The 16,230-nt window shown below is 39.5% G+C and carries 16 protein-coding genes; 8 read left to right on the top strand and 8 right to left on the bottom strand.

The window, feature by feature from the left end:
• The first annotated feature begins 5 nt into the window (after positions 1 to 5).
• The 3 genes from RT138_RS06215 to RT138_RS06205 all read left to right on the top strand — a co-directional run bounded on the left by RT138_RS06215 (position 6) and on the right by RT138_RS06205 (position 5,647).
• Entirely contained in the window at positions 6 to 3,164 is a 3,159-nt protein-coding gene (locus RT138_RS06215; protein ID WP_313190027.1) for an efflux RND transporter permease subunit, read from the top strand.
• A 7-nt stretch (positions 3,165 to 3,171) separates the two neighbouring features.
• Positions 3,172 to 4,638: an efflux transporter outer membrane subunit gene (locus RT138_RS06210; RefSeq protein WP_313190026.1), complete on the top strand. Its 1,467-nt coding sequence runs from the start codon at positions 3,172 to 3,174 to the stop codon at positions 4,636 to 4,638.
• Between the two features lie 277 nt (positions 4,639 to 4,915).
• Positions 4,916 to 5,647 (top strand): sulfite exporter TauE/SafE family protein, encoded by a 732-nt coding sequence (locus RT138_RS06205; RefSeq protein WP_313190025.1) that lies wholly within the window; start codon positions 4,916 to 4,918, stop codon positions 5,645 to 5,647.
• Between the two features lie 5 nt (positions 5,648 to 5,652).
• Here RT138_RS06205 and RT138_RS06200 read toward each other — a convergent pair whose 3' ends face one another.
• Positions 5,653 to 6,111 carry a hypothetical protein gene (locus RT138_RS06200; RefSeq protein WP_313190024.1) on the bottom strand — a complete coding sequence of 153 codons (459 nt, stop codon included), beginning with the start codon at positions 6,109 to 6,111 and terminating at the stop codon, positions 5,653 to 5,655.
• An 83-nt stretch (positions 6,112 to 6,194) separates the two neighbouring features.
• On the opposite strand from RT138_RS06200, the gene RT138_RS06195 reads away from it, so the two are divergent.
• Positions 6,195 to 6,710 carry a DUF255 domain-containing protein gene (locus RT138_RS06195; RefSeq protein WP_313190023.1) on the top strand — a complete coding sequence of 172 codons (516 nt, stop codon included), beginning with the start codon at positions 6,195 to 6,197 and terminating at the stop codon, positions 6,708 to 6,710.
• A gap of 138 nt (positions 6,711 to 6,848) precedes the next feature.
• Here the strand turns inward: RT138_RS06195 and RT138_RS06190 are convergent, their stop codons facing one another.
• The 3 genes from RT138_RS06190 to RT138_RS06180 form a co-directional block, all read right to left on the bottom strand.
• Positions 6,849 to 7,247 carry a group III truncated hemoglobin gene (locus RT138_RS06190; protein WP_313190022.1) on the bottom strand — a complete coding sequence of 133 codons (399 nt, stop codon included), beginning with the start codon at positions 7,245 to 7,247 and terminating at the stop codon, positions 6,849 to 6,851.
• A 47-nt stretch (positions 7,248 to 7,294) separates the two neighbouring features.
• Positions 7,295 to 7,729, bottom strand: a complete 435-nt coding sequence (locus RT138_RS06185; protein WP_185211933.1) for an RrF2 family transcriptional regulator — start codon at positions 7,727 to 7,729, stop codon at positions 7,295 to 7,297.
• Between the two features lie 111 nt (positions 7,730 to 7,840).
• Positions 7,841 to 8,734, bottom strand: a complete 894-nt coding sequence (locus tag RT138_RS06180) for a serine hydrolase (RefSeq protein WP_313190021.1) — start codon at positions 8,732 to 8,734, stop codon at positions 7,841 to 7,843.
• A gap of 51 nt (positions 8,735 to 8,785) precedes the next feature.
• Here RT138_RS06180 and RT138_RS06175 point away from each other — a divergent pair, with 51 nt between their 5' ends.
• Positions 8,786 to 9,331, top strand: coding sequence for a DUF1543 domain-containing protein (locus tag RT138_RS06175; RefSeq protein ID WP_313190020.1), 546 nt, complete (start codon positions 8,786 to 8,788; stop codon positions 9,329 to 9,331).
• A gap of 10 nt (positions 9,332 to 9,341) precedes the next feature.
• Here the strand turns inward: RT138_RS06175 and RT138_RS06170 are convergent, their stop codons facing one another.
• The 4 genes from RT138_RS06170 to RT138_RS06155 all read right to left on the bottom strand — a co-directional run bounded on the left by RT138_RS06170 (position 9,342) and on the right by RT138_RS06155 (position 13,120).
• Positions 9,342 to 9,992 (bottom strand): NAD(P)-dependent oxidoreductase, encoded by a 651-nt coding sequence (locus RT138_RS06170; protein ID WP_313190019.1) that lies wholly within the window; start codon positions 9,990 to 9,992, stop codon positions 9,342 to 9,344.
• 107 nt (positions 9,993 to 10,099) lie between these two features.
• Positions 10,100 to 10,804, bottom strand: coding sequence for a hypothetical protein (locus RT138_RS06165; RefSeq protein WP_313190018.1), 705 nt, complete (start codon positions 10,802 to 10,804; stop codon positions 10,100 to 10,102).
• Between the two features lie 3 nt (positions 10,805 to 10,807).
• Positions 10,808 to 12,769 carry a M1 family metallopeptidase gene (locus RT138_RS06160; protein ID WP_313190017.1) on the bottom strand — a complete coding sequence of 654 codons (1,962 nt, stop codon included), beginning with the start codon at positions 12,767 to 12,769 and terminating at the stop codon, positions 10,808 to 10,810.
• Between the two features lie 6 nt (positions 12,770 to 12,775).
• A complete protein-coding gene (locus tag RT138_RS06155; RefSeq protein WP_313190016.1) occupies positions 12,776 to 13,120 on the bottom strand; it encodes an ArsC family reductase in 345 nt (114 codons plus the stop codon).
• 180 nt (positions 13,121 to 13,300) lie between these two features.
• Here RT138_RS06155 and fbaA point away from each other — a divergent pair, with 180 nt between their 5' ends.
• The 3 genes from fbaA to hpf all read left to right on the top strand — a co-directional run bounded on the left by fbaA (position 13,301) and on the right by hpf (position 16,039).
• A complete protein-coding gene (gene fbaA / locus RT138_RS06150; protein ID WP_313190015.1) occupies positions 13,301 to 14,380 on the top strand; it encodes a class II fructose-bisphosphate aldolase in 1,080 nt (359 codons plus the stop codon).
• Between the two features lie 416 nt (positions 14,381 to 14,796).
• Entirely contained in the window at positions 14,797 to 15,684 is an 888-nt protein-coding gene (locus tag RT138_RS06145; protein WP_313190014.1) for a tyrosine-type recombinase/integrase, read from the top strand.
• Between the two features lie 13 nt (positions 15,685 to 15,697).
• Positions 15,698 to 16,039, top strand: coding sequence for a ribosome hibernation-promoting factor, HPF/YfiA family (gene hpf, locus RT138_RS06140; RefSeq protein WP_185211943.1), 342 nt, complete (start codon positions 15,698 to 15,700; stop codon positions 16,037 to 16,039).
• Positions 16,040 to 16,230 lie beyond the last annotated feature (191 nt).

Raw genomic sequence — 16,230 nt, 5'->3', positions numbered from 1 at the left:
GCTATATGCTTAAAACATTCGTAAGTCGTCCCGTTTTAGCTACTGTTGTATCTATTATCTTGGTTATTTTGGGATTGGTTGGGATGAAGTTACTTCCAGTAACGCGTTTCCCTGAAATCGCTCCGCCAAGTGTAGTTGTTTCCTTGAGTTACCCCGGTGCAACTGCTGAAACTGTAGCCAGCTCCGTATTATTGCCAATTGAAGAAGCAATCAACGGGGTAGAGAACATGACTTATATCAGGTCAACTGCTTCCAACTCAGGTTCTGGTTCGGTAACCGTATATTTTAAAACCGGTACCAACCCCGACGTGGCTTCAGTAAACGTTCAAACGAGGATCTCAAAAGCTATATCTTCCATTCCAGCGGAAGTAAACGAAGCTGGTATTACCACGATGCCGCGGCAAAGTGGGGTTATCATGACCATCAATATTTTCTCGAACCAGAAAGATTCGGTCTACGATGAAACATTCCTACAGGCATTTGCTCAGATTAACTTAATGCGCCCATTACTTCGTGTTGATGGGGTGGCCCAGGTTTCCAGGTTAGGAGCTAGGGATTACGCCATGCGTGTTTGGTTAAATCCAGAGAAATTAGCTCTGTATAATCTGGTGCCCAAAGATATTTCGGATGCCATCAAAGATCAAAACTTTGAGATTGCACCGGGTAAATTTGGTGAAACATCTGATGAGGCCTTTGAAACCGTTATTAAACACAAAGGACGATTTAGTCAGCCGGAAGAATTCCAGAATATCGTCATTAAAACCAATAATGATGGTTCCGTTCTATACCTGAAAGATGTTGCCCGGGTTGAGTTTGGTGCTACCAACTTAAACTCTGATAACAAGGTTGACGGGAAACCAGGTTTGACGCTTAACCTAACCCAAACCAGTGGTTCCAATGCCCACGATATTGATGTGGAGGTACGTAAGGTATTAGAGGAACAGAGGAAATACTTCCCGAAAGGTATTGACTATGATATTACCTATTCCGTGCGCGACCAGATTGACCAATCCATCGATCAGGTAAAACATACCCTTTTCGAGGCGTTTATCTTGGTATTTATCATCGTATTTATCTTCTTGCAAGATTTCAGATCCACCTTGATTCCTGCCATTGCAATTCCTGTATCCCTCATCGGTACCTTCTTTTTCTTGCAGCTCTTTGGCTTCTCGCTGAATGTACTGACGATGTTTGCACTCGTCCTCGCCATTGGTATTGTGGTCGATGATGCCATTGTCGTCGTCGAGGCCATCCACCATAAGATGCATGCTACGGGACAAAAACCGAGACAGGCGACTTTATCGACCATGTCGGAGATTACGGGAGCTATCCTTTCCATTACGATGGTTATGGCCGCAGTATTCTTACCTGTAGGGTTTATGGAGGGGCCGGCCGGTATTTTCTATCGACAGTTTGCCTATACCTTGGCTACCGCCATTTTAATTTCCGCCTTGAACGCTTTGACCTTAAGCCCTGCATTATGTGCATTGCTTCTTAAGGCCCCTCAAGATGAAAAGGAAATCGGTAAGAAGAAAAATAAATTCAATACCTATAAAGACAGGTTCTTTACAGCCTTTAATACCTCATTCGATAGGTTCACTGATAAATATATCATTGGTGTTAAGAAGTTGATCAAAAATCAAAAGGTAGCATGGGCTGGATTAGCAGTAATTACGGCTATCGGAGCTTTCCTGATGATGAAATCACCCAAATCCTTTATCCCGACGGAGGATGATGGATTCGTGACCTTTAATATTGCCATGCCTGCAGGTGCTTCCTTGTCCAGAACGACAGAAGTCCTCAAAAAAGCTGATAGTATCTTAAGGAGACACAAGGATATCGAAGGGATGACGTCCGTATCAGGGTATAATGCACTGGACGCAAGTTCCAGTCCGGCATTTGCTGCTGGCTATATTACATTGGTTCCTCATGCTGACCGTAAGTATATCAAGAATATCCAGGAATTTATGGATACGGTAAGGAATGATCTATCCCAACTTCATGAAGCTAAATTTACGGTCTTCCCTAGACCAACCGTTCAAGGGTTTGGGGACTTCGCCGGTATCGAGCTGGTTCTTCAGGATAGGTTAGGAGGTGATATCCGAGATTTCAACGTCTTGGCTGATACCTTTATCAATCAACTGAATGAATTACCTGAGATAGGAAATGCATATACCAGTTTTAAATCGACCTTCCCGCAATATGAAGTCAATATTGATGTAGTTAAGGCTAAATCATTGGGGGTGAGCATCAACAGTTTGATGTCGACCATCCGTTTATACTTCGCAAGGGTACAGGCCTCAGACTTTAGCCGATTTGGTAGACAGTACCGTGTGTATGTACAGTCAGATTTTGATTTCCGTACCGACCCGGAATCCTTTAGCTCTATTTTCGTGAGGAATACCGAAGGAAAAATGGTGCCTATCAATACCATAGTCACTTTGAAAAAGATCGTTGGACCGGAAACCATCACCCGATATAACTTGTACAATGCCATCGTAGTCAACGCTGAACCTGCTAAGGGTTACAGTACAGGTGATGCCATGGAGGCCATTGAGAAATTCTCACAGGATAAGTTGCCAGGAAATATCGGCTATGAATGGACCGGTATGAGTTTGGAAGAAAGTCAATCCGGCTCACAGACCATCCTCATCTTTGCATTGAGTATCCTGTTTGTGTACTTTTTATTGGCTGCACAATATGAAAGCTATATCCTCCCTTGGGCGGTATTACTTTCCATTCCAGTAGGTCTGATTGGAGTTTATGCAACGATCGGTCTGGCAGGACTACAAAATAATATCTATGTGCAGGTCGGTTTGATCATGTTGATTGGTTTGCTTGCGAAAAATGCCATCCTTATTGTCGAGTTTGCCGTGCAGGAAAGAGACAAGGGAATGAGTATAGTGGATGCCGCTATCAATGGTGCAAGATTAAGGTTAAGACCGATCCTAATGACCAGTTTGGCATTCGTAGCAGGTTTGATCCCATTGATGTGGACTGTTGGACCATCAGCGATCGGTAACCATTCCATCAGTTTCAGTGCCGCTGGCGGTATGTTGTTTGGAGTAACCTTTGGTATTTTCATTATCCCAGTGCTATTTGTTGTTTTCAAATCCCTGGACGAAAAGGTTCGTAATAAAATTAAAACGGAAGAAGAAGAATAGATCATCAATGAATAAGAAAATAATATTTAGAGTTTTAATCGGTTGTCTTTGTGCTGCATTCTTTATGGTGCAGGGCTGTAAGGTAGGGCAGAAATACCAGCAACCCGATTTAAACATGCCTGAGAAATTCAGGGGTGATACCCTGGCATATTTCGGTGATACTTCGAGTATCAGTGAGATTTCCTGGAAAGAATTTTTCCATGATCCTACCCTAAAAGATTTGATTGATTCTGCATTGAGCAATAACTATGATATGCAAACCGCATTGAAAAACATTGAGATTGCTAACAAATGGATGCGCCAGAATAGGTTCAATTATCTGCCCGAAGTGGATGCAACCATTGCTGGGGTCAATAAACAGTACAGATCCAAGCACTTTGGTTCTGGTCCATCAACCAGATGGTATGAGTTCAATGGTAAAAAAGCACCTGAGAACATGTTTACTTATACCTCCCAATTTGGTACAGAAATAGGCTTCAGTTGGGAAATTGATATCTGGGGCAAGATCAGCAATGCCAAAGACCAATTGGTTGCAGAATACCTGAATACACAGGAGGCGAAGAATGCCATCCAGACCAATTTGATCGCTAGTGTTGCCAAAGGCTATTTTAACCTATTGATGTTAGACGCCAAAATCGAAGTGGCTAAACGAAATGTTCAACTGAACGATAGCACCCTTCAGATGATCAAATTTCAATATGATGCAGGTGAAATTACCGCATTAGCTATCCAGCAAACCGAGTCCCAGCGATTGATCGCGGCCTCCTTAGTGCCTGAATTGGAGAAAGAAATCGTCCTTCAGGAAAATGCATTGAGGATTTTGATTGGCGAGATGCCAGATTCTGTGTCAAGAGGAACCAGTTTTGAGCACTTATTTGCTGAAAATAAAGATATTTCTTTAGGCTCACCGCTTGAGATCATCCGGAATAGACCTGATGTGCGAGGCGCGGAGTTAGGTTTGATTGCTGCTAATGCGAATGCAAATATACAGCAGGCCATGCGTTATCCAAGTTTATCCCTTGAAGGGGTATTTGGTGTCAACTCTAGTTTGCCAAAGAACTGGTTTTCCATTCCAGGTTCCCTTTTAGGTGGAATTGGTGGAAGCTTGACTGCTCCAATCTTTAAGAACAGAAAATTAAAGACCGAATGGGAAGTTGCAAAAATTGAAAGAGACAAGGCTGAAATAGATTTTCAAAAAACGGTATTGGAAGCTGTTTCTGAGGTATCAGATGCAGTAGTAACCGTAGAGAAATTAAGGGAGCAATTAGAATTTGCAAGATTAAGAGTCGAGAACTCAGAAAAAGCCGTTAAAAATGCAGGATTGTTATTCAAAGGTGGTTATGCGACCTACTTGGAGGTGATCACTGCACAAGGTAATGCACTTGATTCAGATTTGGCATTGGTCGAATTGCGTCAAGAACACTTAGAATCCTATGTTGACCTTTATAGGTCCTTAGGGGGTGGCTGGAGATAAAACCAGAAATTAAACAAGCTTCACAGTATCATTATGATACATTTCCATCGTTCTTAGCTTTCCGATTAAAAGCAAAGAACACCAAAAAAATGGGTTGGGTTTCGATAAGATTCCCACCCATTTGCTTTTTTACGGAAAAATTAAACGCATTACCGATTTTCCATACTCCAATTCAGCTCAATAACCTTGATTCTATCTGATAAATGGTATATTTGAATACCGACCGGCAATTTATTGCATGAAAAACATTATTAACTGTTAACCGAATATTCTTCAGATGGAGAAGTATTTTATTTTCTTGGTTTTAGCATTGATCACAGAGATTATTGGTACGGTGTCTGGGTTTGGCTCATCCATATTATTCGTTCCGACCGCCTCCCTGTTCTTTGATTTTAAAGCAGTATTGGGAATTACAGCTGTGTTCCATGTCTTCAGTAACCTTTCCAAGATTACCTTATTCCGGAATGGTATCAATAAAGATATAGCACTGAAACTCGGCATTCCTGCCGTGTTATTTGTGATAATCGGTGCTATGTTGACCAAATACGTTCCTGTCAAGGAAATGGAATTGGGAATGAACCTGTTAATTGCCAGCCTTGCCGTATTCCTTCTTTTCCGATTTGACAAACCCTTGAAACAGACGAATCAGAACTTATATTTAGGAGGGGTCATATCCGGCTTTTTTGCGGGTCTTGTTGGGACTGGCGGTGCCATTAGGGGAATTACACTTGCTGCCTTCAATCTACCCAAGGACATCTTTATTGCCACTTCGGCCCTGATAGATCTAGGTGTTGATTTCAGTCGAGCTGTCGTATATGTTTCCCAAGGGTATTTTCCTTCAGCATATATAAAACTCATCCCTTTTCTGATCCTAGTGAGTATTTTGGGAAGTTATTTGGGAAAAGTAATCCTGAGATATACCTCAGAAAGGGTCTTCAAATACATTGTCTTAGGGGTAGTCATCTTAACTTCGGTATTTCAGTTCATCAACTATTTCACCAAAGGCTAAGGGACTTAAAATCTAAAGTTAGGACGGTTGGTAAAAGGAGAAAATGACCAAGGAATGGAACTCAGAATGATTAGACTGATCCAAATATATCTTTTCCATAAATAAGTAAAGCCATTGCTGCCAATCTTTTTCTTTACAAGGTTGTTCACGATATTGATCAGGAATACCGCCAAAGTCATCATTGACATATGCTCCAATCCGAAGAACCTGAGTTGACGAGTTTTTACACCTACTGAAAGATCATTCCAAAAGGCAGTAACGATGGGGCTGTTCAGGTATAAAATCCAACCAATCAGGAATTGTATATTATAGATCGAGGTCAATCTAAGTAAGATCTGATAATCCTTCAAACTAAAGATCTTGTTATTTCTATGGTTGATAAAAATCCAGCCGATTTGAAATAGAAGCGCAAATAAAACAAGCCAACGGAAATAGGAGTGAAGGATTAGAAGATAATGGTACACAGATAATGAATAAGTAAAATGATGCTAAAATTACATACGATTAATTAAATTCGTGTCGTTTTTACATTGGAAAATATATATACATGAAGAAATTGACGTTAATATTAGGATTCAGCCTAGTGATGCTGCTTTCAGCATTCCAAACACAGAGTTTTGCCCAAACAAAAAAAGCAAATCTAGAATTGGATTCCTTAGCAAAACCTTATCATCCTGAGGCGGATGCTCAAAAAGATATAGATAGTTTAGTCGTATTGGCTAAAAAGGAAAACAAGAATATTATCATTCAAGCTGGCGGTAACTGGTGTATTTGGTGTCTGCGGTTCAACAATTTTATCCATCAAAACAGCAAAATAGCCAATCTGCTAAAGGATAACTTTGTGTATTACCACCTGAATTATTCCCCAGAAAATAAAAATGATGCAGTATTTAATAAATACGCAGCTGGTAAAGGAGAGGAATATGGCTTTCCATTTTTTATCGTCATGGACAGCGATGGTAAAGTCCTTTTCACGCGTGAAAGTGGTAGCCTTGAATCAGGAAAAGGCTATGATGAAAACAAAGTAATGGGATTCTTCAGTGAATGGCTGCCGAAGAAATAAAATATTAGACTAAAGTAAAAAGAGCTATAATTTGAAATTATAGCTCTTTTTTTTGCCTTATTTAGGCGTAACAACTTCTGGTCTTGCATTGCTGCAAGATGGAAATCCCTATCTAAATAGTTGTTATATGGTTTTGATTTAAATTAGTGGCTTTAAATTGTTCTGCTGATAGTATTCAATTTTATATTGAAACATTTCAGCCATTCTCGCACCTTGCCATTTTGCTCTTTCCGCCTTTTCACCTTCATATAAGCTGTCAACGGTTTTAGAAAACATGCCAACCCATTGGTCGAAATGTTTCTTTTCTACCGGCATCTTTGCATGAGGTGGAAAGGGACTTCCATAATAGGTGTGCTCTTCCAAAAGAACGGTTTGCCAGAACCGGTACATTTTTTCAAGATGCTCCGGCCATCGATCTTGAATGATTCCATTAAAGATCGGTCCCAACAACTCATTCTCTCTTATTTGGTCGTAAAATGTATTGACCAATACTTTGATATCCTCTATATTCTGGATATCATGTTTCGCGCTTTCCATGCTTAAATTCCTTTAACTTCTTAGGCCAATTGGCCTCAAAAACTGCATTACCTCATTAAGATACTTTCACCGGAAATAATGCCTACAGCCAATTCATAGACCGTAGTTTTTTCCAACATATTCTTTAAATCGGTCCTGATCTTCACAAAACTATTGTGCATAGGACAAGGTTTCAAGGCATTACATTCTTTCAACCCTAATCCACAGCCCATGAAGATCTGATCTCCATCTACCGCTTTCACAATTTGCGATAGACTGATATTATGTATCTGATTATGGTCCATCTCAAATCCTCCGAATGGTCCTTTAATCGAATGTAGGATCTGATGCTTGGTCAATAGCCCTAAAACCTTTGCGGTAAAGGCTTCTGGCGTACCAGTATGCTCAGCTACCGCCGTAATTTTTACGCGGTTTCCTTCTAATGATTGCGTGGCAATATAGATGATTGCCTTAATCCCGTGTTCACAAGCTTTTGAAAACATAATCAATACCTAAAGTTCAAAGATAAGCAGTATTATTTATTAAAGAGTATTTTGTCTTAAATAACCGCTGTTATTACAATTATTTGATAATTTACAGACCGTTAATATCTACTAATCAGCTGAAAAAGGGGTAAAATCCTTTTCATAATGGTTCCAGATGATATTCGCAATCTTTCTGGTCAGGACCTCGGCCTCATTGTTTTTTGTCCAACTCCGGTCTTTGTTGTTATTGCTGAAGAAAGAAAAAACAAAATCACCATGTGGTGCATTCACCAAGACGACCTCAGAACGCACTTCATCCAAAGATCCGGTCTTTCCAATCCAGTTGACTTCAGCAGGGAACTGCGACAGGGCCCTTTCATTATAGAATTGGTTCTTTAAGAACCGATACATCTTATCTGAATGAGCAGGAGAAACCACTTTGCCGTCTCGGATCATTTCATATAATGTTGCCATTTCCCTTGCTGTAGTTTGTCCCCAACCATACTTCTTCCAAATTTCTTCACGTCCAGGAGTCCTCGAATTAACCTTTGTGTTTTGAAGGCCTAACTGGTCCAAAATAGGATTGATGCTTTGACCTCCACCTGCCAATTCCTGGCACCAAATGGAAGTCACATTATCGCTATAACTCAACATTAATCCAATCAATGTGGCTAGGTCAGTTTCGGTACTGTCCTTAAAAAATTGCATGAGTCCAGATCCTCCATATGCTCGGGAATCTCGGTAAATAAATTTTTGGTCTAGGCTCAATTCCCCGTCTTTTATTTTTTGAAAAACCCCTAGCAGTATCGGAACCTTTACTACACTTGCTGTAGGAAAGATGCTGTCAGCATTGATGTTAACTATTTTGTTTTGCTTTAGGTGCTTCACATAAATCCCCAAGTCCCCCTCAAAACCCGCAATCGCTTGATTGATTTTCTCGGTAAGCTTTTTGTCGATCTTCTGAGCATGGGCATGACAGATAATTGATAAAAAAATAATGCACAGACTGAATAGTTTTTTCATGGATTAGAATTAAATTAGTTGAACCTCGAATTTAAGGAATAATAAAATACTATGGAATTATTTATGGTGGTAATTGGCGGTAAGCCAGAAGGAAGGTTTACCGAACAGCATGATGTTTTCTTTGGAATTGCTGATGAATTGAAGGACTTAGTGCCGGCTATGAATGAGTTTTGGCCCGCTCTAGAAGGGAGGATGCATATCGATTCCTGGAGAAAGGTGGGCAAGGTTGCTGGGTACAAAATTCAAATTGTAGAGAAGGCCAAGAAAACAGCCGATAATTTCAAAAAATTATTTTTCGTCAATTTAGGCGGATACAAACCCAATGACATGGAGGAATACCATTACAAGCAGCTGGTGGTAGCAGCTGATTTAGCTGAAGCGACCAAAGTGGCCAAGGATACCGTATTTTGGAAACATCATCAATCATCCCACATCGATGATAAATATGGTATCGATGTAGATGACATCTATGAAGTATCAGACTTGCTAAATCCCAAATTCAAATCACAGTACCACATCAGCATACAGGAGGCTACTGATACATCTGAAGATATACTTCAAATAGGTTACTTAAAGATCAGTAAGCTAGTAGGCTAGTGGTGCTCTCTTAATAGCCGGCTGTAAATCTCTTTTTGATAAATTTATTGTTTTCAACTTCATCTACCACAGCTACGGCCAAATCTTCAACTGAGATATTGGAATGACCATCATGATCAAAAACAGGATGGTCTGTTCCAGTCCTATATTTTCCAGTTCTTTTTCCCTTTTTACTTGGATTCATCTCAATGGCTGGACTGATAAAGGTCCAATCCAATTCATCTTCCCGTTGGATAACCTCATAAAAATCCGCTGCTGCCAAGGCACCAGGTTTAATCTCCTTTGGAAAATTAGGGTCATCCACAAGCCTATTGTCATTTTCATCCAAGAGACTTCCTGCACCTCCAATGACAATGAAACGTTTTATTCCGGTCTCCTTTAATTCTTTTAGAATATGTCTGGATCCTTCTAGGTAATCATCATAGATCTCAGGATTGGTCCAGCCTGCATTAAACGCCGAGATTACTACATCATTGCCATTTAAAGCACTGCCAAGGCTGGTGTCATGCATCACGTCCATCTGTACCGCTAGGACATGAGGTTTATTTTTGAGACTTTCTACATCCCGAGCGATCGCTGTCACTTCCATGTTTCTGTGTACCAATTCTTCCAATATATGGGAGCCAACAAACCCTGTTGCTCCGATCAATGCTACTTTCATATATGTCCTATTTTATTCAATAAAAAACAGGTTAGCAAACCTCTCTCAAAGTTTGACTAACCTGTTATTAATACAAATTATTGTATAAAATGTTTATTCCAAAAAACTTATTGCTTTATTGGCTCAACCTTATTTTTCTTGAATTTAGCATAGGAATCCAAGATATAAGCTTTTAGATCTTCTGGTGAAGCTTGTTTGATAAACTCATAGGAAGGCCTATAGCCATCTTTGAACAAGAGAAGGTCTTGTCGCTCCATTGGAATCAGTGAAAGGATGACATCGTTTGTAAATACGCGGTCTACGTTCCGTTGCTCTCGTTCTATTTCCAAGATTTCTATCGATGCTCTCGCCTGTTTGGCTTCCTTGCCAAATAATCGGGAAGGGGATATCCTCAAACCTCCACGGGTTGTGCTGGTTTCAACAGCTTTACTGTTGTTCTTGGCCCTTTCGATTTCTCTGGTCAATCGACTATCGGTAATCTTAGAAACAACAACTTCATCAATCGTAATGGTGCTTTTGTCGTTTACTAAATAGATACGGGTAATTCCTTCCTGATAGATAAATGCAGTATCTCGGTCATAACCATGGGCGGTTAGACTTAAATAATCACTCATCTTTCCAGGGATTGTGAAATTCCCCTGTAGATCGGTCTTTACTTGATCGTTAGTTCGCAGGTTTTTGATCAGTACATCAGGCAATTTCTTACTGGTTTCCAAATCATAAACTATGCCTTTGATCTCTTGTGCAAATGAAATAGTTATGTTGCCCAAAAGCAACATAACCAATAGCAATAAATTTTTGTGAATCTTCATATATTATTTTGATGTCCAGTTATTGTTCTCTGGATTGATATCCGGATAAACATTGTCTGGATCTATTTTAACGCTAGTAAGCTTCTCAGTAGTATCTAAAACAAACTTCCAAGAGGTATTTCTTTCCCAAACTTCAACTGGTAATTTCTTTCTTACTTTTTTACCACTTGCTGTTGTTGCTTCAACCACAACGGGCATTGCCATTTTTTGAAGGTTTTCGATCGTGATCACCGAACCTTTGGCCGGATCTAAATCTACGTAGCTAACATCGCTAATCGCTTGATCTAAAGACCAATTGTTCAAGAACCAACCTCTCCAGAACCAATTTAAATTTTCTCCGGTTTCATTTTCAATCGTACGGAAGAAATCATTTGGTGTAGGGTGTTTGTATGCCCAATAGTCGATGTATTTTCTGAAGGCAGCGTCAAATCTTTCAGGACCTAAAACCTCATCTCTCAAGATCCTAAGCGCAAATCCCGGTTTATAATAAGCCAATAAGCCAATGTTTCTTTCTTTCATGCCCTGAGGACTGGTGAAAATTGGCTCCAGGTTCGGATGCATTAACGCTTTCGCCATGGCATTTCTATCGCCCATTCTGCGGAAATATTCGCCATTGTTGAAGGCCTCTGTGGAAAGGTCATTGATAAATGTGTTGAAACCTTCATCCATCCAGGCATAAAGGCGTTCATTGGAACCTACGATCATAGGGAACCAAATATGGCCAAATTCATGGTCCGTTACCCCCCAAAGGCTTCCTGCTTTTGCTTTGCTACCACAGAACACAATTGCTGGATATTCCATACCCCCAACATTGGATGCTACATTCACGGCAACTGGATAAGGGTAATTATGCCATTTTTTTGAATAATACTCAATGGAAGCTTTAGTATATTCAGTAGATCTTTCCCATGCATTTCCACCATTGCTCTCTTTTGGATAAGCAGATAGCGCCAATGCTTTTTTACCATCTTGCAGGTTAATCTGTGCGCCATCGATGATAAATGCCTTAGAGGAAGCCCAAGCTACATCCCTTGCATTTTCCAATCTATATTTCCAGGTCAATGTGCTTTTGTTTGGCCTAGAATTTTTATTCGTCACTTCATCTTGAGAACGGATAATGACGGTTTTATCACTTGATTTTGCTTTGTTGTATCTTTCCAACTGTTCTTTGGTCCATACCTCTTGCGGGTTCAATAATTCACCACCAAGGACAACCACGTGATTCGCAGGAGCAGTTACCTCTACATTGAAATCTCCATATTCAAGGTAAAACTCACCTGGACCAGAGTATGGTAAAGTATTCCAGCCAGTTACGTCATCATAAACAGATACTTTAGGGTACCATTGTGCGATAGCATAGATATCTCCATTTTCCGTAGGAAGGATACCTGTACGGTCAGCGCCATACTGAGGGACGATATACGAGAAATCCATGCTGATTTCTGTTTTGCCGCCGTTAGCTGCCAATGGAGTAGGAAGGTCGATTCGCATGCGGGTATCGTCGATGCTGTACTTTACATCAGCCTTACCACCGCCTGAAACATTGGAAATCGTATATCCACCATTGAAATCGGATCCTGCGTCACCGTAGCGACTGTTTGTCAATGGGACCACGGCTTGACCGATGGATTTTTGATTGAATAGGTTTTGTTCCAATTGCAACCAGATGAAATCCAATTGGTCGGGGCTATTATTTGTATAATGGATTTTTACGGTTCCTTTCACCTCATGGGTCTTATCGTCCAAGCTTACTTTGATATCATAACTTGCTGCATTCTGCCAATAAAGTTGGCCTGGTTTCCCCGAAGCAGAACGATAAACATTTCCATTCTGGGTATAAAAACCGGGTTTAAAAGCCTCTTTGTAATCGTATTTACTCTCGACTTTTTGTGCAAAACTGCTTTGTAAAATACCAGCTTGGGCCAATAGGAGGCCTAAGGATATCTTAATAATAGATTTATTCATGCGTGTTTATAATTTAGATTTGTATTCGTCTTCATTAAAACCTAATAAAATACCATTCGGACTTTCGATCAGTGGTCTTTTTATCATACTATTGTTACCAAGAAGGACTGCATTTGCACTCTTTGCATCCTTAACGGCAGCCTGTTCTTCAGGGCTCAGCTTTCTCCAGGTTGTCCCTTTTTTATTCACCAACTGTTCCCAAGAAATTTCTTTTTCCCATTCTTCAAGTTTGTTTAAGGTTGCCGGTTCTTTCTTATAGTCGTGAAAAACATACTCTTTATGGTTTTCATTTAACCAATCTATTGCCTTTTTTACTGTATTACAATTTTTAATTCCGTAGACCTGAAGCATAGCTATAATAATATTTGAAAGTTTTATTCAGCTAAAGATATTAATAAAATCTTTAATAGCTACGGAGGGAGACTATGGAGGATGCCTAAAAAGTTCATAGTGTATTTTTTACACTATATTCTTTGAACTCACAAAAAAACTTTATCTTTATTGGTATTAATAAAATTTAGAAAATATACTATGAGCCTAAAAGATTTCAAAGGAGTTTTAACTGGAGATCAAGTTCAAGAGCTTTTTGAAAAAGCAAAAGAGCATAAATTTGCATTACCTGCAGTAAACATTATCGGTACAGATTCTATCAATGCTGTCATGGAGACGGCTAAGAAAGTTAATTCACCTGTGATCATTCAATTATCAAACGGTGGAGCACAGTTCTACGCTGGAAAATCCCTGAATAATGACAATTTACAAGCATGTATTCTAGGAGCTGTATCAGCTGCTCAACACGTACATTTATTAGCAGAGCACTATGGTGTTGCCGTTATTTTGCACACAGACCATGCTGCCAAAAAATTATTGCCTTGGATTGATGGATTGTTGGACGCTGGCGAGAAATTCTTTGCTCAACATGGCAAGCCATTGTTTTCATCTCATATGTTGGACCTTTCAGAGGAACCTTTGGAAGAGAACATCGAAATCTCTAAAAAATATTTAGAGCGCATGAAACCACTTGGAATGACTATCGAAATTGAATTAGGAGTTACTGGTGGTGAAGAGGATGGAGTAGATAACTCTGATGTAGATAGCTCAAAACTATATACTCAACCAGAAGAGGTTGCTTATGCTTTTGAAGAGCTTTCTAAAGTTTCTGATAAATTCACGGTAGCTGCTGCATTTGGTAATGTACATGGTGTTTATAAGCCAGGAAACGTGAAATTGCAACCAGTTATCTTACATAACTCTCAAGAATACATCCGCGAGAAATTCAATTTAACAGCTGAAAAACCTGTTAATTTTGTATTCCATGGTGGTTCAGGTTCTTCACCAGAAGAAATCGAAGAAGCAATTTCTTATGGCGCTATCAAAATGAACATCGATACGGATATGCAATGGGCATTCTGGGACGGTGTAAGAAAATACGAAGCTAAAAACCGTGATTACCTACAGGCACAGATCGGTAACCCAGAAGGTTCTGACTCTCCAAACAAGAAATATTATGACCCACGTGTTTGGTTGCGTAAAGGTGAAGAAGCTTTCGTTGAGCGTTTGGAACAAGCTTTTGCTGAATTGAACGCTGTAAATGCTACAGATAAGATTTAATTCTTAATCGAATTATAATAATAATAAGGGAGCTTTCCATTGCGGAAAGCTCTCTTTTTTTGTCCAGCTATCGGCTTTAATCCTGACCTCATTCGAGGCATATTCGATAACGCCCGAACTGCCTAGAGGATTTCTCGAATATGTCTCGAATAAGACCCGATGCAGAGTAAGGATATTTCACCTGGAATTTTGGAGGGACAAAGGTCTTTTGGCCATTATATTCTCCTTATCATGGAAAATCTGAATCTGTTGAAAACAATTCCGGTATTAGCATACTAAGCTAAGTTTTAACTCGTATATATTAATAGGAATACCTTATAAGAGGGGTTAAGAAATTGTGAAGTAAGTCAAATGTAAAATTGTCCTTTATCACATGTTTTATGCTATATAATCCTTAATATTACAATAAGAAGCAAATGAGAATGTATAAGGATCGATTTATTAATTATTTAAAATTTGAGAAGCGGTATTCTGAACATACGATCATTGCTTATGAGCGTGAGATTGATGGTCTGTTCCAATTTTTGGATGTCGAGTCCATGGCTTTTGAGGAAATTGACTATCGATTTTTGAGGTATTATTTTTCCAATTTAAAGGAGCAGGGCAAAGAGGCCACTTCGGTGAACAGGGCGATATCCTCATTGAAATCATTCTATAAATTTTTAATGCGTGAAGGTCTGGTCCAGCAAAATCCGATTGCCTTGATCAAATCCTTGAAAACAGCGAAGAAACTGCCAGTGGTCGTCGAGAAAGAAAAGATGATCAAATTATTGGACAACATGAATTCATCGTCTGAGGATTTTGAGCAAATCCGTGATTTCATCGTTTTGGAACTCTTGTTTGGAACTGGTATTCGTTTGGCGGAATTGTTAAAAATAAAGGAGCAGGATATTGATTTTTATAATAAAAAAATACTTATATTCGGAAAAAGGAGCAAGGAGCGTTTTGTTCCCATACACCAAACATTGGCCAACGAATTGAGGAAGTATTTGGATTTGAAGAAAGCAAAAGATTTTCAAAACAAATCAACAGAATTGATCGTTAGCAAAGAAGGGAAGGAAGCTTATCCTAAACTGATATATCGAATTGTCAAGAAATACTTAAGTACGATCACTTCCCAAAAGAAAAGAAGTCCGCATGTGTTGCGGCACAGCTTTGCAACCGCCCTGTTGGACAACGGCGCAGATTTAAATGCAATCAAGGAATTATTAGGTCATGCTGGGTTATCGGCAACGCAAGTGTATACCCATAATTCGGCAGAACGTTTAAAATCAATTTATAAACAAGCTCATCCAAAAGCTTAAAAAAGGAGGAAAAATGAACATTACAGTGCAATCTATTAAATTTAATGCTGACAGTAAGCTAATCGAGTTCATTAAGAAGAAAGCGGAAAAACTAAATCAGTTCTTGGATAACATCATCGAAGGTGTATGTTATTTGCGACTGGAAAACGTAGAAGATGAAGCCAACAAAATAGTAGAACTTAAATTTAATGTTCCCGGCAATCAATTGTTTGCCAAAGCACAAGCTAAAAGTTTCGAGGAAGCAACGGATATTGCAATTGAATCTATTAGACGACAGATCAACAAACACAAAACCAAAACAAGAACTAATCTGAGTAATCACAAAGAAGTATTAAATCAAGAAGAAGAATTTTAACAACAATATTTAAAAACACAAAAAGGCTCCTGATGAGGGAGCCTTTTCGTGTTTTTAGAGAGTTGAACCAAGATGCCCATCGCGTAGCTCAGGGTACTGGATGGGGGGGGCGACAGGCTCACCCAACGGATGGGCAAAGATTTAAGGTTCCGCAGGAAGTTTCTTTAGCACACTGCTATTCTGAACGATCA

The organism is Sphingobacterium sp., from assembly GCF_032065005.1.
GTDB lineage: Bacteria > Bacteroidota > Bacteroidia > Sphingobacteriales > Sphingobacteriaceae > Sphingobacterium.
The sequence above is the reverse complement of the archived record's forward strand: the minus strand, read 5'-3'. Positions and strand labels throughout refer to the sequence as shown.

Bases quoted from the DNA above. Each gene is read 5' to 3' on its own strand.
- RT138_RS06215 (WP_313190027.1), top strand. From the start codon at position 6: ATGCTTAAAACATTCGTAAGTCGTCCCGTTTTAGCTACTGTTGTATCT.
- RT138_RS06210 (WP_313190026.1), top strand. From the start codon at position 3,172: ATGAATAAGAAAATAATATTTAGAGTTTTAATCGGTTGTCTTTGTGCT.
- RT138_RS06205 (WP_313190025.1), top strand. From the start codon at position 4,916: ATGGAGAAGTATTTTATTTTCTTGGTTTTAGCATTGATCACAGAGATT.
- RT138_RS06195 (WP_313190023.1), top strand. From the start codon at position 6,195: ATGAAGAAATTGACGTTAATATTAGGATTCAGCCTAGTGATGCTGCTT.
- RT138_RS06190 (WP_313190022.1), bottom strand. From the start codon at position 7,247: ATGGAAAGCGCGAAACATGATATCCAGAATATAGAGGATATCAAAGTA.
- RT138_RS06185 (WP_185211933.1), bottom strand. From the start codon at position 7,729: ATGTTTTCAAAAGCTTGTGAACACGGGATTAAGGCAATCATCTATATT.
- RT138_RS06180 (WP_313190021.1), bottom strand. From the start codon at position 8,734: ATGAAAAAACTATTCAGTCTGTGCATTATTTTTTTATCAATTATCTGT.
- RT138_RS06175 (WP_313190020.1), top strand. From the start codon at position 8,786: ATGGAATTATTTATGGTGGTAATTGGCGGTAAGCCAGAAGGAAGGTTT.
- RT138_RS06170 (WP_313190019.1), bottom strand. From the start codon at position 9,992: ATGAAAGTAGCATTGATCGGAGCAACAGGGTTTGTTGGCTCCCATATA.
- RT138_RS06165 (WP_313190018.1), bottom strand. From the start codon at position 10,804: ATGAAGATTCACAAAAATTTATTGCTATTGGTTATGTTGCTTTTGGGC.
- RT138_RS06160 (WP_313190017.1), bottom strand. From the start codon at position 12,769: ATGAATAAATCTATTATTAAGATATCCTTAGGCCTCCTATTGGCCCAA.
- RT138_RS06155 (WP_313190016.1), bottom strand. From the start codon at position 13,120: ATGCTTCAGGTCTACGGAATTAAAAATTGTAATACAGTAAAAAAGGCA.
- fbaA (WP_313190015.1), top strand. From the start codon at position 13,301: ATGAGCCTAAAAGATTTCAAAGGAGTTTTAACTGGAGATCAAGTTCAA.
- RT138_RS06145 (WP_313190014.1), top strand. From the start codon at position 14,797: ATGAGAATGTATAAGGATCGATTTATTAATTATTTAAAATTTGAGAAG.
- hpf (WP_185211943.1), top strand. From the start codon at position 15,698: ATGAACATTACAGTGCAATCTATTAAATTTAATGCTGACAGTAAGCTA.